Raw genomic sequence first — 14536 nt, 5'->3', positions numbered from 1 at the left:
ATGTCTGACATGTCCGACGGGCCGCCCCCGGCGGAGGCGGGCCGCTTCGTCACCGGCTCGATCCTCCGCCACGTCGTGGTGATGGCGGCCACCGGCTCGGTGGGGCTGATGGCGATCTTCGTCGTCGATCTCCTGTCGCTGCTCTACGTCTCGACGCTGGGCGACCCGAACCTCACGGCGGCGGTCGGCTTCGCCGGCATCGTCCAGTTCTTCGCCACGGCGGTGAATATTGGCCTGATGATCGCGGCCGGCGCCCTGGTCGGGAAGGCCGTCGGCGCGCGCGACCGCGCGGCGGCGCGGCGCCTCGCGACCTCGGCGCTGGTCCTCGGCAGCCTCGTGGCCGCCCTCATCGCGGGGCTGATCGCGCTGCTGGCCGGCCCGCTCCTGGCCCTGATCGGCGCGCAGGGCGAGGCGCTGCGGGTGGCCGTCCTGTTCCTCTACATCACCCTGCCGTCGAACCTTCTGCTCGCCGCCGGCATGCTGTTCACCGGGCTGCTGCGCGCGGTCGGCGAGGCGCGGCAGGCGATGTCGGTCACCCTGGCCGGCGCCGTGATCACCGCGCTCCTCGATCCGCTGCTGATCTTCGGGGCCGGCCTCGGTGTCACGGGCGCGGCGATCACGGTCTGCGCGGCGCGTGCGACCTTCGTGGCGGTAGGCGTCCGCGGCGTCGCCCGGCACGGCCTCCTGGGCCGGCCGCGCCTGTCCGATCTGCCGGCCGACGCGGCCGCCCTGGCGGGCGTCGCGGGCCCGGCCGTGCTGACGAACCTCGCCCCCTCGGTGGCGAGCGCCTTCCTGGCGCGTCTGTTCGCCGGCTACGGAGCGGACGCGGTCGCGGCCGCGTCGGTGATCGACCGGCTGACGCCGGTGGCCTTCGGCGGCCTGTTCGCGCTGTCGGGGGCGATCGGCCCGATCCTGGCGCAGAACTGGGGCGCCGGCCTGTTCGACCGGATGCGCGGCGTGCTCGGCGCGGCGATCCGGGTGACTCTGGCCTACTGCGCTGCGGTCTGGCTCCTCCTGGCGCTGGCCCGGGGATGGCTCGCCGGCCTGTTCGGCCTGCAGGGGGTCGCGGCCGAGCTGTTCGGCTTCTTCTGCCTCGTCGGCGGCGCGATCTGGTTCTTCAACGGGCTCCTGTTCCTCGGCAACGCCGCCTTCAACAATCTCGGCTTCCCGCTGCGCTCGACGCTGCTGAACTGGGGCCGGGCGACGCTCGGGACGATCCCGCCGGCCATGCTCGGCGCGGCACTCTACGGCCCCCGCGGGGTGGTGGCCGGGATGGGGATCGGCTCCCTGGTGTTCGGGGCGCTCGGCATCCTGCTGGCCCGCCGCACGGTCGACCGGCTCGAGGGTGTGGGCCCGCGTCGGCCGGGGCCCGACATCGCCGCGGAGGCGCCCCAGCGGGCGGCGCCGCTGCCGCCGGGGCACGCCCATCCCGAGCCGCTGAGCTGAGACGGCGGCGCGGAGGCACAAGTTCCGCGGGTGGGAACTGGTATTTCCCCGCGCAAAGGGTCACGATGCCCTGTCCCGGGCGGTCCCGGCCGGGACAGGATCGAGGCGTCATGTTCAACCCGCTCGAGATGTTCCAGGCCCAGGGCGAGGCCGGGCTTCAGGCCATGGGCCAGCCGTTCGGCCTGACGACCGAGCAGACGGCCCGCGCCTTCGAGGCGCTGATGCCGGCCCTGACGCTCGGCCTCCAGCGCAGCGTCGGTCTGGACCCGACCGGCTTCGCGCGGATGTTCGGTCTGGAGGCCGCCAAGCCGGCGCCGGCGCAGGGGTTCGAGGCCCTCGGCCAGATGTTCGGCTCGGCGCAGCTGATGCAGGCGGTGCTGCGGCAGGCCTCGGCGACGAGCGGCGTCGGCGCGCAGGTCCTGCGCCAGATGCTGCCGATGATGGCGGGCGCCGTGGTGGCGAGCATCGTCCACGTCATGCTGAACCAGCCGCAGGCCGAGCCGGCGCGGCCGAGCGCGCCGCCGCCGCCCGTGCCGTTCCCGTTCGGCCCGGCCTGGGCCGAGATGGCCAGGGCGATGATGCCGGCGGTCGAGCCGCCGGCTCCGCCGAAGCCGGCCGCCAGACCCGCCGCCAAGCCGGCCGCCAGCCCGCAGGCGGGCGCGGGCGACGCCGGCTCCGACATGTTCCAGCAGATGCTGCGCACCGGGGCCGAGGTTCAGGGCAACAACATCCGGGCGATGCAGGAGCTGTTCGAGACCTTCTGGCCCACGTCCGGCACGCCGTCCGCGAGCGCCGTGCCTCCGGCGCCGTCGACCAACCCGGCCCGACCGGATCCGGCGCCGGCCGACCCCGCGGCCGGCAAGGGCCGGCGCGGCCGCCAGCCCGGCGGGACCGGTTGACGCGGGGGCGGGGTCCGGTCGAGCGTTGACCCGACCGATCGGAGCGGCACCCTGCCGGCGAGGAGACCCGTGATGAGCGATTACCTGACCGCCTGGGACGACCGCGCCGAGAGCCTCGGCGGGAACGGCGTCGCCAAGCGCACGATCCCGGGCTCGGGCGCCAGCCTCGTGCGCGTGGTCGTCCCGGCCGGCGTCTCGGCGCCGGCGCACAGCCACGATCACGAGCAGTTCGTGCAGGTGCTCTCGGGCTCGGGGATCCTGGAGACCGAGCGGGGCCGCGAGCCGTTCTCGGCCGGCAGCGTATTCCACTTCCCGGCAGGGGCGTGGCACGCGGCCGCGTTCGAGACCGAGACGGTCCTGATCGAGACGAACCTCGCGACGCGGACCTGACGGCGCCGCCGCGGCGCGGCACGCCGTCCGGCCTCAGCCGCCCGCCGAGGCGTCGAACTGCGCCTCCAGACTGACGATGCGCGCCACCGTGTCGCGAGCGCAGCCGACCGCGCCCTCGGCGGTGAGCAGCTGCCCCTCTTGCGGATCGAAGACGATACCGTCCGACTGGGCCGCGCAGGCCGCGACAGCCATCCACGCCCCGACGCAAGCCGGGAGCGTGGCGAAGTAGAAGGCATAGACGCACGTCCACGGCCCGCCGAAGTCGATGTCGGTATAGGCGTCTGTCAGATCCGACAGCGGAATGATCTGGCACTCGAAGCCGGCCTCGCGGCGCCGCCAGGTCGCGGGCAGATGCCCTTGCGTGGCCGGCGGTATGCGCGCGGCGTCGAGTTTCAGATCGAACCCGTTTTCGTGGATGGCCGCCTGCCATTCCGCCACGCCAGGCATCGCGCCCGCGCAGAGCGCGTAGGCTTCCATGCTCATGGCAACCTCTCTCCGAGTAGGATCGCGGATATTGACAGTCCCTTGACCGATTTTCCTCGTCTCAAGTGAACCTCTATGACGGGAAAACTGTCATCCACGCCGACATCTCTGCGCAGTTCGCGCGCGCGAGCCGGCGTCTACTGCGCCTTGCCGGTCTTGATATCCCAGATCGCTTGAACCGGGGCAGCGCTGGTCCTGCCGTCGCGCGATGAAGGCCAGGCCGAGCCGAAGCTCAGTGATGGAATAATCCAGGACATCCGGCAGATCACAGTACCGCATCGCGTCTCTGATCCTCGAAACGTTCATGATTTATTCCATGACTTTTTTCCTTTTATCGAGCCGTGGTTAGCAGAGAAGGAAAATATGCCGGCAGCACTCTCCAGGTCGCCGCGGCAGGCTGCGACAAATTATTCTTGGCGCGCGAGCAAAATGCCTGTGCTTGGCCTGAGCCTTCGGCGCGTGTAGGAATCCCACCTTCAACGCCCGCCCGTGCACGCCGACGAAAGGCCGGGCATCGCCCCTACCAGAACAGAGGCAGACCATGAGCGCCGGTACCGCCGCCGACAAGCACTTCTCCAACAGCTTCTTCGCCGCCCCGCTGACGGAAGCCGACCCCGAGATCGCCGAGGCGGTGGCCAAGGAGCTCGGCCGCCAGCAGCACGAGATCGAGCTGATCGCCTCGGAGAACATCGTCTCCCGCGCCGTGCTGGAGGCTCAGGGCTCGGTGCTCACCAACAAGTACGCCGAGGGCTATCCGGGCCGGCGCTACTACGGCGGCTGCCAGTTCGTGGACATCGCCGAGGATCTCGCCATCGAGCGCGCCAAGCGCCTGTTCGACTGCGGCTTCGCCAACGTGCAGCCGAATTCCGGCTCCCAGGCCAACCAGGGTGTGTTCCTGGCGCTCATGCAGCCCGGCGATACCTTCCTGGGCCTCGACCTCGCCGCCGGCGGCCACCTGACGCACGGCGCCCCGCCGAACGTCTCGGGCAAGTGGTTCAAGCCGGTCTCCTACACGGTGCGCCGCGAGGACCAGCGGATCGACATGGAGCAGGTCGCCCAGCTCGCCCAGGAGCACAAGCCGAAGGTGATCATCGCCGGCGGCTCGGGCTACCCGCGCCACTGGGACTTCGCCAAGTTCCGCGAGATCGCCGACTCGGTCGGCGCCTACTTCATGGTCGACATGGCCCACTTCGCGGGCCTCGTGGCGGCCGGCGTCCACCCGTCGCCGTTCCCGCACGCCCACGTCGCCACCACGACGACCCACAAGACCCTCCGCGGCCCGCGCGGCGGCATGATCCTGACGAACGACGAGGCGCTCGCCAAGAAGTTCAACTCGGCGATCTTCCCCGGTCTCCAGGGCGGCCCGCTGATGCACGTCATCGCCGGCAAGGCGGTGGCCTTCGGCGAGGCGCTGAAGCCCGAGTTCAAGATCTACGCGCGCCAGGTGGTGGAGAACGCCCGGGCGCTCGCCGACACGCTGATCTCGGGCGGCTACGACATCACCTCGGGCGGCACCGACAACCACCTGATGCTGGTCGACCTCCAGCGGAAGGGCCTCACCGGCAAGGCCGCCGAGGCGGCCCTGTCGCGGGCGCACATCACCTGCAACAAGAACGGCGTCCCCTTCGACACGCAGAAGCCGACCATCACCTCGGGCATCCGGCTCGGCACCCCGGCCGGCACCTCGCGCGGCTTCGGCGTCGCCGAGTTCAAGCAGATCGGCGGCTTCATCGTCGAGGTGCTGGACGGGCTCGCCGCCAAGGGTGAGGCCGGCGACAGCGCGGTCGAGGCCGACGTCAAGACCCGCGTCCACGCGCTGACGGACCGGTTCCCGATCTACGGCTGAGGCAAGAGGGCCGCTTGAGGCGGGGCCGGTCTTCCGGGCCGGCCCGCGGTGGATTAGGAAACGGCCGCGGATCCGACCGGTCCGCGGCCGTTTTCATGCCCGAGTAGCGAGATCCATGCGCTGTCCCTACTGCGGCGGCTCCGAGACCCAGGTGAAGGACTCGCGGCCCTCCGAGGACGGCGCCGCGATACGGCGCCGCCGGGTCTGTCCGGACTGTGCCGGCCGCTTCACCACCTTCGAGCGCGTGCAGCTCCGCGAGGTCGTGGTGCTCAAGCGCTCGGGCAAGCGCGTGCCGTTCGACCGCGACAAGCTCCAGCGCTCCATCGACGTGGCGCTGCGCAAGCGCGCCGTCGATCCGGAGCGGATCGAGCGGCTGGTCAGCGGCATCACCCGGCAGCTCGAGAGCGCGGGCGAGCCCGAGGTGACCTCCGAGGCGATCGGCGAGCTGGTGATGGCGGGGCTGAAGGGCCTCGACGACGTCGCCTACGTGCGCTTCGCCTCCGTCTACAAGAACTTCCGCGAGGCCCGGGACTTCGAGGAGCTGCTCGGCACGCTGAGCGACGGCACGCCGGTACCGGCGGCCGCGCCGGGTCCGGAGGGCGACCCGGAGCCCGAGGCGTCGGGGCGGCGCCGCGCCGGGCGTCCATGAGCGGCGACCCGAACTTCATGCGCCTCGCCCTGGCGCTGGGCCGACGCGGGCTCGGCACCACCTGGCCGAACCCGTCGGTCGGCGCCGTCGTGGTCGAGCCCGAAACCGGCCGCATCCTCGGGACGGCGGCCACGGCGCCGGGCGGGCGCCCGCACGGGGAACCCGTGGCGCTCGCCGCCGCCGGCGAGGCCGCCCGCGGCGCGACCCTCTACGTCACCCTGGAGCCCTGCTCCCATCACGGCCGCACGCCGCCCTGCACCGACGCGATCCTGGCCGCCGGGATCGCCCGGGTGGTCAGCGCCCTGGAGGATCCCGACCCGCGCGTGGCGGGGCGCGGCCACGACCTCCTGCGGCGGGGCGGCGTCGCGGTCGAGACCGGGCTGATGCGGAAGGAGGCGGCGCGCGACCATGTCGGCCACGTCACCCGGGTGACCCGCGGCCGCCCGGCCCTGCACCTCAAGCTCGCCCGCACCCGCGACGGCTTCTGCGCTTCCGCCGGGCCGGAGCGCCTGCGGATCACCGGGCCGGTGGCGGACGGGGCGGTCCACCTCTGGCGGGCCCACGCCGACGCGATCCTGATCGGCATCGGCACCGCCCGGGCCGACGACCCGTCGCTGACCGTGCGGCTGCCAGGCCTCGGCACGCGCTCGCCCCTGCGGGTCGTGCTCGACACGCATCTGCGGCTCTCCCCGGCGAGCGTCCTCGCCCGCACCGCCCGCGACACACCGACTTTGGTGCTCACGACCCGCTCGGCCCCGGCCCACGCGCGGCGGGCCCTGGAGGCCCTCGGCGTCGAGGTCGCCACCGTAGCGGCGGACGCGGCCGGCGGGATCGACCTTCCGGCGGCCCTGGCGCGTCTCGGCGAGCGCGGCCTGACCCGCCTGTGCAGCGAGGGCGGCCCCCGCCTTGCGGAGGCGCTGGCCCGGGCCGATCTGATCGATGCCTGCACGCTGGTCACCGGGCCGTCGGAGCTGGGCGCAGCGGGCGGCCTGCCGGCCCTGGGCCCGGCCCTGGCAGAGGCCCTGGCGGGCGACCGGTTCCGGGAGGCCGAGCGGCTGCAGCTCGGGCCCGACGCGGCCGTGACCTACGAACGCAACAGGACGTAAGCGATGTTCACGGGCTTGGTCAGCGCCATCGGCACGGTCGTCTCGGTCTCGGGCGACGGTGACCTGCGCCGGATCGCGATCCGCGCCGCCTACGATCCGGCGACGATCGCGCTCGGCGCCTCGATCGCCTGCGCCGGACCGTGCCTCACCGCCGTGTCGGTGGAGCCCGCCGCGGGCGGCTGCGTCTTCGCGGTCGACGCCGCCGCCGAGACGCTGGCGCGCACCACCGTCGGCACCTGGGCGGCGGGCACGCGGATCAACCTCGAACGCTCCCTGAAGATCGGCGACGAGCTCGGCGGCCATCTCGTCACCGGCCACGTCGACGGCCTCGCCGAGATCGTGGAGCGCGTGAGCGTGACGGCCGATGCCTGGGGCGCCAGCGAGCGCTTCACCCTGCGGGCCCCGGCCGCCGTGAAGAAGTTCATCGCCGAGAAGGGCTCGGTCTGCCTCGACGGCACCTCGCTCACCGTGAATGCGGTCGAGGACGACCTGTTCTCGGTGCTGCTGATCCCGCACACGCTCCAGGTCACCACCTGGGGCGAGCGGCGGCAGGGGGACCGGCTCAACCTGGAGGTCGACCTGATCGCCCGCTACGCCGCCCGGCTCGCCGAGGCGCGTGTCGGCTGAGCCGGGCACCCTCGTCATGGCGAGCGGAGCGAAAACCCAGCAGCGCCACGCTCTCGAGTGTCGCGAAGCCCCGGCGCGCTTGGCTCCGCTCGCGATGACGGCCTGGCGCGTCAGCGCGGCGGGATCGAGTAGGTGCCGGTGGCGTGGCAGACGAGGTCCGAGCTGCCGACGGCGGTGATCGACACCTCGCCGACGGCGAGGCGCCGGCCGAGCTTGAGCAGCCGGCATTCGGCCACGAGATCCCCCGTGGCGGGCTTGCGCAGGAAGTTGAAGGTGAGGCTCGTCGTCACCGCGAGCGCCACGGGACCGATATTGGCCAGGATCGCCGCGTAGAGGGCGTAGTCGGCCAGCGCCATCATGGCCGGCCCCGACACGGTCGCGCCGGGACGCAGGAAGCGCTCGTGGGCTTCGAGCCGCATCCGCGCCGAGAGCGGTCCCACGGCCTCGAGGTGGTAGGCGCGCCCGCCCGCCTGCATCTGCGGGAATTCGCGGTCGAGGAAGTCGCCGGTCTCGGCGAGGGTGAGGATCGTGGCGGTCATTGCCCCATGCAGCACGGCGGTACCGCCGAGGCAATCACGAGGCCTTCGGAACTGCCGTCCTCATCGGAAGGTCCCGGTCGATCGGCCGGTGCCGTCTTGGCGAGCGGCGCGAAGCGATCCAGTCGGCGCTACATTCACCGATGTCGCGCGACCCTGGGTCACTTCGCTGCGCTCGTGATGACAGAGGGCTGCCGCCATCGAGGGTTTCGGCCGGACGCCACATCAGGACGGGGAATCGGGCGGGAGGTGCCCTCCCGCCGTCCCGCTCAGAAGAAGATCGGCCGCGCGCTGGCGGTGATCTCGCCGAGCACCGCGCCGGTGGCCGGCTCGACCTCCTTGAGCACCACGTCGTAGCCCCAGAGGTCGGCGAGGTGCTGCAGCACGCGCTTGGCGTCGTCCTTCTGCAGGGTGATCTTGTTGATCGCCTTGTGGTGCAGGATCAGGCGCCGGTCGCCCTCCAGATCCACGTCCACCACCTCGATGTCGGGGTCGAGCCACGCCACGTCGTACTGCCGCGCGAAGGAGCGGCGCAGCTTGCGATAGCCGCGCTCGTCGTGGATCGCCTCCACCCGCAGCTCCGGCTCGTCGGGATCGTCGACCACGTGGAACAGGCGCAGGTCGCGCATCAGCTTGGGCGACAGGAACTGCTGGATGAAGCTCTCGTCCCGGTAATTCTCCCAGCAGTCGCGCAGGACCGCCATGGCGTCGCCGACCCCCGCGATGTCGGGGAACCACGCCCGATCCTCCTCGGTCGGCTGCTCGGCGACGCGGGCGATGTCCTGCATCATCGCGAAACCGATCGCGTAGGGATTGTGGCCGCCGTAGGAGCGGTCGTCGTAGTTCGGCTGCCGGATGACGTTGGTGTGCGACTGCAGGAACTCGAGATAGGCCGCCTCGGTGATCTGCCCGGATTCCGACAGGGCGTTCATGATCCGGTAGTGGCAGTAGGTGGCGCAGCCCTCGTTCATCACCTTGGTCTGGCGCTGCGGATAGAAGTACTGGGCCACCAGGCGGACGATGCGCAGGATCTCGCGCTGCCAGGGGCGCAGGCGAGGCGCGGCCTTCTCCAGGAAATACAGGATGTTCTCCTGCGGCAGTTCGAGCAGCGCCTTGCGCCGCTCGGCGGCCGCGTCCGGACGCGCCGTGCCGATCTTCTGCGGCAGGGTGCGCCAGAGATCGTTGTAGATCTGCTCGCCGTGCTCGATCCGCTCGCGCTCGCGCCGCTGCTCGGAGGCGAGGTCCGGCCGCTTCTTGCGCGGGTAGCGGTGGACGCCCTGGCTCATCAGCGCGTGGGCGGCGTCGAGCACCTGCTCCACCGCCTGGTGGCCGTAGCGCTCCTCGCAGCGGGCGATGAAGCCCTTGGCGAAGTCGAGGTAGTCGAGGATGCCCTCGGCGTCGGTCCACTGCCGGAACAGGTAGTTGTTCTTGAAGAAGTGGTTGTGGCCGAAGGCGGCGTGCGCGATGACCAGCGTCTGCATCGTCGCCGTGTTCTCCTCCATGACGTAGGAGATGCAGGGGTCCGAGTTGATGACGATCTCGTAGGCTAGCCCCATCAGGCCGCGGCGGTAGCCGGCCTCGTGCTGGGCGAAGTGCTTGCCGAACGACCAGTGCTTGTAGAACAGCGGCATGCCGATCGACGCGTAGGCGTCGAGCATCTGCTCGGCCGTGATGATCTCGATCTGGTTCGGGTACCACGACAGTCCGAGCTGCGGCCCGGCCACCGCCTCGCAGGCGTCGTGGATCCGCCGGATCGTGTCGAAATCCCAGTCGTTGCCGGTGAACAGCGGCTTCTGGTTGCCCGCGATGATCTGGGGCGTGCGTGCCTTGACGAGCGTCATGCGGCCTCCCGATCGGTTGATGCGCGCGCCGCCATCACGCCTCCGCCTCGGCGCGGCCTTCCTTGCGGCCGAACAGCTCGCGGAAGACCGGGTAGATTTCCCGGCGGTGGTTGACCTTGCGCATGGCGATCGGGCCGCCGGCCTTGGCGATGGCCTCGTAGGTCCGCCACAGGGTGGTGCGGTGCTCGACGAAGCCGGCGCGGGGACCGTTCTCGTCGCCCACCTCCAGATAGGCGAAGTGCTGGCAGGCGGGCAGGATGTGCGACCGCAGCAGCTCCGTGGAGGTCGGCCCGTCGGACGAGACGTTGTCGCCGTCCGAGGCCTGGGCCGCGTAGATGTTCCAGTCGTTCGGGTCGTAGCGCTCGGCGATGACGCGCTTCATCTCCACGAGCGCCGACGACACTAGCGTGCCGCCGGTCTCGCGGGAGCCGAAGAAGGTCTCCTCGTCCACCTCGGTCGCCCGGTCGGTGTGGCGGATGAACACGATCTCGACGTGCCGGTAGCGGCGCGTCAGGAAGATGTGCAGCAGGATGTAGAATCGCTTGGCGAGGTCCTTCATGTGCTCGGTCATCGAGCCGGACACGTCCATCAGGCAGAACATCACCGCCTGCGCGATCGGCCGCGGATAGGGCTCGAACCGGCGGAATCGCAGGTCGATCGGGTCGACGTAGGGGATGCGCTTCGCGCGCTCGCGCAGCCGGAACAGGGCCTGCTCCAGGTCCGGCCGCTCCGGATGCCCCTCGGCGAGGGCGTCGAGCCGGGCCTCCAGGGCCGCCACCTCGTCGGGCTTCGGGCGCTTGAGGGCGATCCGCCGCGACATCGAGTTCCGCAGGGTGCGGGTGAGCGCGAGGTTCGCCGGCGAGCCGGTGACCGTGTAGCCCGCCCGGCGCAACCCTTCCGTCTCGACGATGGCGAGGCGACGCTTGGCGAGGTCCGGCAATTCCAGATCCTCGAGGAAGAGTTCCAGGAACTCCTCGCGGGTGAGCACGAAGCGGAACGCGTCCTCGCTGTTCTCGCCGCCCTCCCCGCCCTCGCCGGAGCCGCGACCACCGCCGCTGCCCGGCGGGCGCTCGATCGTGTCGCCCTCCACGTAGGTCTTGTTGCCGGGCAGGATGTGATCCTGCAGGCCGGTGCCGGGCTGGCGCGAGAAGCGGGGCTCCCGGACGCCGTCCGCCGGCACGGTGACGCGGCCGTCCTTGCCGAGATCCTTGATGTCCTTCTCGCGGGCGGATTCCCGCACCGCGCGCTGGGCCACGTCCTTCACGCGCCGCAGGAAGCGCTGGCGGTTCGGGAGGCTCTTGCCGCCCGGGTTCAAACGTCGGTCGACGATGTGCATCCGCTGCGAAAACCCTCGTCCGCGTGCTCCGGCCGGGTCCGGACCCTTGTCGTACCATGCTGTCACCGGAGGGAAGGATCCCTCTTTGGCAGCAGGGCCGCGATCTTCGCCGGCCGGTCGTCCGAAACTGTGGCGGCGGAGGGTCGGAACGGGGCCCGGCCGACCGAGCGGGCCGGTCGAGCCCCGTCGTCCCTCAGCCGGCCTGCTTCACCCGCATGTACCACTCCACCAGGCGGCGGACCTGCCGCTCGGTGTAGCCGCGCGCGACCATGCGCTCGACGAACTCGCCGTGCTTCTTCTCGGTCTCGCCGTCCTTCTTCGAGCCGAAGGAGATCACCGGCAGCAGCTCCTCCACCTGGGAGAACATCCGCCGCTCGATCACCTCGCGCAGCTTCTCGTAGCTGGTCCAGCTGGGATTCCGGCCGCCGTGCTGCGCCCGGGAGCGCAGGGCGAACTTCACCACCTCGTTGCGGAAGTCCTTCGGGTTGGCGATCCCGGCGGGCTTCTCGATCTTGGTCAGCTCCTGGTTCAGGAGCTCCCGGTTCATGAGCTGGCCGGTCTCGGCGTCCTTGAAGTCCTGGTCCTCGATCCAGGCGTCGGCGTAGTCGATGTACCGGTCGAACAGGTTCTGCCCGTAATCGTGGTACGATTCGAGGTAGGCCTTCTGGATCTCGTGCCCGATGAACTCCGCGTAGCGCGGGGCCAGTTCGGTCTTGATGAATTCGAGGTACTTCTTCTCGGTCTCGGGCGGGAGCTGCTCGCGGCGCAGCGACTGCTCCAGCACGTACATCAGGTGCACCGGGTCGGCCGAGACCTCGGTGGTGTCGTGGTTGAAGGTCGCGGCCAGCACCTTGAAGGCGAAACGGGTCGAGATCCCGTCCATGCCCTCGTCGACGCCGGCCGTGTCCTTGTACTCCTGCATCGAGCGGGCGCGGGGATCGACCTCGCGCAGGGACTCGCCGTCGTAGACCCGCATCTTGGAGAAGACGTTGGAATTGGCGTGCTCGCGGAGCCGCGACAGCACCGAGAACCGCGCCAGCATCTCCAGCGTGCCGGGSGCGCAGGCCGCGTCCGACAGCTCCGAGCCGGAGATCAGCTTCTCGTAGATCCGCTGCTCCTCGGTGACGCGCAGGCAGTACGGGACCTTGATCACGTAGATCCGGTCGATGAAGGCCTCGTTGTTCTTGTTGGTCTTGAAGGTCTGCCACTCGGCCTCGTTCGAGTGCGCCAGGATCACGCCGGTGAACGGGATCGCGCCGGGCGCAGGCCGCGTCCGACAGCTCCGAGCCGGAGATCAGCTTCTCGTAGATCCGCTGCTCCTCGGTGACGCGCAGGCAGTACGGGACCTTGATCACGTAGATCCGATCGATGAAGGCCTCGTTGTTCTTGTTGGTCTTGAAGGTCTGCCACTCGGCCTCGTTCGAGTGCGCCAGGATCACGCCGGTGAACGGGATCGCGCCGATATTCTCGGTGCCGACGTAGTTGCCCTCCTGCGTCGCCGTGAGCAGCGGGTGCAGCATCTTGATCGGCGCCTTGAACATCTCGACGAACTCGAGGATGCCCTGGTTCGCYCGGTTCAGGCCGCCCGAGTACGAGTAGGCRTCGGGATCGGCCTGCGACAGCGTCTCCAGCCGSCGGATGTCGACCTTGCCGACGAGCGAGGAGATGTCCTGGTTGTTCTCGTCGCCCGGCTCGGTCTTGGCGRTGGCGATCTGGCGCAGGCGCGACGGCCGGACCTTGATCACCTTGAAGCGCGAGATGTCGCCGTTGAACTCGTCGAGGCGCTTSAGCGCCCAGGGGCTCATCAGGYCGGTCAGCCGCCGGCGCGGGATGCCGTAGCGGCGCTGGATCTCCTCGCCCATGGTCTCGGGGTCGAACAGGCCCAGCGGGCTCTCGAAGACCGGCGACACTTCGTCCCCRGCCTTGAGKACGTAGACGGGGTGAACCTCCATCAGGAGCTTCAGCCGCTCGGCCAGCGACGACTTACCGCCGCCCACCGGCCCGAGCAGGTAGAGGATCTGCTTGCGCTCTTCCAAGCCCTGCGCGGCGTGGCGGAAGAACGAGACGATCCGCTCGATCGTCTCCTCCATGCCGTAGAATTCGCGGAAGGCCGGGTAGGTCCGGATCGTCCGGTTCATGAAGATCCGGCCGAGGCGCGAATCCCTGGCGGTGTCCACGAATTCCGGCTCGCCGATCGCCGCGAGAATGCGCTCGGCGGCCGAGGCGTACATMAGGGGCTCGTCGCGACAGGCCTCCARGTACTCGGAGAGCGTCATCTCCGTGTCGCGGCGGGCCTCGTACCCTCGGGCGAAGCTCTGGAAAAGGTCGTTCGTCGCATGCATCGGCATTCGATAACCCTCTCAGACCGTGACAGCTTCATCCTGTCTCGGCTCGGATGCAACCGACAGGCCCGCTTTTGTCGCAGTGCGGCGAGCATGGCGCCCGGCATGTCGATTGCATGCAACACTCCGGAGAAGCTCTGGAAAAGGTCGTTCGTCGCATGCATCGGCATTCGATAACCCTCTCAGACCGTGACAGCTTCATCCTGTCTCGGCTCGGATGCAACCGACACATCCTGTTTTGTCGCAGTGCGGCCGGGCTTTGAGGAAACGTGATTTGCTTGCAACATTCGATACCAAAGCTTGACCGTATCCAGGCTGCGAGGTGCTCATCGCGTCTCGGATATTCTCGGTGACGCAAAAGGCTGGCAGCAAAGCGGTTTTACGGACCTAGTCGATACGACACGATCTCGCCGACCTGGAACGCAGCCTCCTTGTTGGAGCAGCGGTAGCTCGCCGGCATCTTCAGCTTGCCGACCTTGGTGATCACCGAGCCGCTCTTTGGCGGCCTACAGACCTTTAACTCCGGCATCGGCCTCGGCCCATGCTCCGAAGGCGATGCCGGCGGCATGGGCGGGACCGTTGTGCTGCCTCCGATAACGATCCCTGACGAGGAATATCAGCTCCAAGACCTCGGAGGCCGCATCCGGGCAGGTGCGGACGATCCGCATGATGCGGGCCATCAGTCCCTGGCTGGGCGACAGCTTGGATTTGAGCGCGGCCATGCGGGCGACAACGCGGGACGCCGGCCGACATCGCCGGGAGCCTACAGCGGCACGTCGCGGAGGTTCGGAAGTTCCGAGCGCACGACGTTGAGCCGGATTTGACGTGATCTAGTGCACTGACTCAGACGGATGGTTCAGGGGATCGGCTGACGGTTGATCCGCCCCCAGTGAAGTGGTCCGCCCTGAGGTATGGCTTTCGGGCCAGGACGAGGACGGACAGATGGGAACGAAGCGGCACAAGCCGGAGGATGTCGTCGCCAGGACGAGGACGGACAGATGGGAACGAAGCGGCACAAGCCGGAGGATGTCGTCG

12 protein-coding genes and 3 pseudogenes are annotated in these 14536 nt (G+C 69.9%); 7 read left to right on the top strand and 8 right to left on the bottom strand.

The window, feature by feature from the left end; translation table 11 throughout:
- Positions 1-9: 9 nt before the first annotated feature.
- From ASG32_RS06325 to ASG32_RS06315, 3 genes are all read left to right on the top strand, one after another.
- The gene (locus tag ASG32_RS06325; RefSeq protein WP_056523597.1) at positions 10-1446 is read left to right on the top strand and encodes an MATE family efflux transporter; all 1437 of its coding nucleotides are present in this window, start codon (positions 10-12) and stop codon (positions 1444-1446) included.
- Between the two features lie 110 nt (positions 1447-1556).
- Positions 1557-2345, top strand: coding sequence for a DUF937 domain-containing protein (locus ASG32_RS06320; protein ID WP_056523593.1), 789 nt, complete (start codon positions 1557-1559; stop codon positions 2343-2345).
- Positions 2346-2417: 72 nt separating this feature from the next.
- Entirely contained in the window at positions 2418-2735 is a 318-nt protein-coding gene (locus tag ASG32_RS06315; protein WP_056523590.1) for a cupin domain-containing protein, read from the top strand.
- 33 nt (positions 2736-2768) lie between these two features.
- Here the strand turns inward: ASG32_RS06315 and ASG32_RS06310 are convergent, their stop codons facing one another.
- Positions 2769-3218 (bottom strand): hypothetical protein, encoded by a 450-nt coding sequence (locus ASG32_RS06310; RefSeq protein WP_056523586.1) that lies wholly within the window; start codon positions 3216-3218, stop codon positions 2769-2771.
- A gap of 541 nt (positions 3219-3759) precedes the next feature.
- Between ASG32_RS06310 and glyA the strand changes: the two genes are divergently transcribed.
- From glyA to ASG32_RS06290, 4 genes are all read left to right on the top strand, one after another.
- Positions 3760-5064: a serine hydroxymethyltransferase gene (glyA, locus tag ASG32_RS06305; RefSeq protein ID WP_012320887.1), complete on the top strand. Its 1305-nt coding sequence runs from the start codon at positions 3760-3762 to the stop codon at positions 5062-5064.
- A gap of 115 nt (positions 5065-5179) precedes the next feature.
- Complete coding sequence (nrdR, locus tag ASG32_RS06300) at positions 5180-5713, top strand: transcriptional regulator NrdR (protein ID WP_056523583.1); 534 nt, start codon at positions 5180-5182, stop codon at positions 5711-5713.
- A complete protein-coding gene (ribD, locus tag ASG32_RS06295) occupies positions 5710-6819 on the top strand; it encodes a bifunctional diaminohydroxyphosphoribosylaminopyrimidine deaminase/5-amino-6-(5-phosphoribosylamino)uracil reductase RibD (protein WP_056523581.1) in 1110 nt (369 codons plus the stop codon). The genes nrdR and ribD overlap by 4 nt, the downstream gene beginning before the upstream one ends.
- 3 nt (positions 6820-6822) lie before the next feature.
- Positions 6823-7446, top strand: a complete 624-nt coding sequence (locus ASG32_RS06290; RefSeq protein WP_056523580.1) for a riboflavin synthase — start codon at positions 6823-6825, stop codon at positions 7444-7446.
- Between the two features lie 110 nt (positions 7447-7556).
- Here the strand turns inward: ASG32_RS06290 and ASG32_RS06285 are convergent, their stop codons facing one another.
- The 7 genes and pseudogenes from ASG32_RS06285 to ASG32_RS06260 form a co-directional block, all read right to left on the bottom strand.
- Positions 7557-7985, bottom strand: coding sequence for a PaaI family thioesterase (locus ASG32_RS06285; protein WP_056523577.1), 429 nt, complete (start codon positions 7983-7985; stop codon positions 7557-7559).
- Positions 7986-8251: 266 nt separating this feature from the next.
- Positions 8252-9823 carry a SpoVR family protein gene (locus ASG32_RS06280; RefSeq protein ID WP_056523575.1) on the bottom strand — a complete coding sequence of 524 codons (1572 nt, stop codon included), beginning with the start codon at positions 9821-9823 and terminating at the stop codon, positions 8252-8254.
- Positions 9824-9857: 34 nt separating this feature from the next.
- Entirely contained in the window at positions 9858-11159 is a 1302-nt protein-coding gene (locus ASG32_RS06275) for a YeaH/YhbH family protein (protein WP_020093871.1), read from the bottom strand.
- 193 nt (positions 11160-11352) lie between these two features.
- Positions 11353-12417: pseudogene (locus ASG32_RS06270) on the bottom strand (PrkA family serine protein kinase); the annotation flags it as partial.
- A 1-nt stretch (position 12418) separates the two neighbouring features.
- Positions 12419-13507 (bottom strand): annotated as a pseudogene (locus ASG32_RS06265) (PrkA family serine protein kinase); the annotation flags it as partial.
- A 418-nt stretch (positions 13508-13925) separates the two neighbouring features.
- A pseudogene (locus ASG32_RS35765) lies at positions 13926-14033 on the bottom strand (4-aminobutyrate aminotransferase); the annotation flags it as partial.
- Positions 14008-14223, bottom strand: coding sequence for a hypothetical protein (locus ASG32_RS06260; RefSeq protein ID WP_056523573.1), 216 nt, complete (start codon positions 14221-14223; stop codon positions 14008-14010). The pseudogene ASG32_RS35765 and the gene ASG32_RS06260, both read right to left, overlap by 26 nt.
- Between the last annotated feature and the right edge of the window lie 313 nt (positions 14224-14536).

The sequence above is a fragment of the Methylobacterium sp. Leaf361 genome (genome assembly GCF_001424445.1).
Lineage (GTDB): Bacteria > Pseudomonadota > Alphaproteobacteria > Rhizobiales > Beijerinckiaceae > Methylobacterium.
Note: the sequence above shows the minus strand (reverse complement) of the source record. Positions and strands in the feature narration are given on the sequence as shown.

Bases quoted from the DNA above. Each gene is read 5' to 3' on its own strand.
- ASG32_RS06325 (WP_056523597.1), top strand. From the start codon at position 10: ATGTCCGACGGGCCGCCCCCGGCGGAGGCGGGCCGCTTCGTCACCGGC.
- ASG32_RS06320 (WP_056523593.1), top strand. From the start codon at position 1,557: ATGTTCAACCCGCTCGAGATGTTCCAGGCCCAGGGCGAGGCCGGGCTT.
- ASG32_RS06315 (WP_056523590.1), top strand. From the start codon at position 2,418: ATGAGCGATTACCTGACCGCCTGGGACGACCGCGCCGAGAGCCTCGGC.
- ASG32_RS06310 (WP_056523586.1), bottom strand. From the start codon at position 3,218: ATGAGCATGGAAGCCTACGCGCTCTGCGCGGGCGCGATGCCTGGCGTG.
- glyA (WP_012320887.1), top strand. From the start codon at position 3,760: ATGAGCGCCGGTACCGCCGCCGACAAGCACTTCTCCAACAGCTTCTTC.
- nrdR (WP_056523583.1), top strand. From the start codon at position 5,180: ATGCGCTGTCCCTACTGCGGCGGCTCCGAGACCCAGGTGAAGGACTCG.
- ribD (WP_056523581.1), top strand. From the start codon at position 5,710: ATGAGCGGCGACCCGAACTTCATGCGCCTCGCCCTGGCGCTGGGCCGA.
- ASG32_RS06290 (WP_056523580.1), top strand. From the start codon at position 6,823: ATGTTCACGGGCTTGGTCAGCGCCATCGGCACGGTCGTCTCGGTCTCG.
- ASG32_RS06285 (WP_056523577.1), bottom strand. From the start codon at position 7,985: ATGACCGCCACGATCCTCACCCTCGCCGAGACCGGCGACTTCCTCGAC.
- ASG32_RS06280 (WP_056523575.1), bottom strand. From the start codon at position 9,823: ATGACGCTCGTCAAGGCACGCACGCCCCAGATCATCGCGGGCAACCAG.
- ASG32_RS06275 (WP_020093871.1), bottom strand. From the start codon at position 11,159: ATGCACATCGTCGACCGACGTTTGAACCCGGGCGGCAAGAGCCTCCCG.
- ASG32_RS06260 (WP_056523573.1), bottom strand. From the start codon at position 14,223: ATGGCCGCGCTCAAATCCAAGCTGTCGCCCAGCCAGGGACTGATGGCC.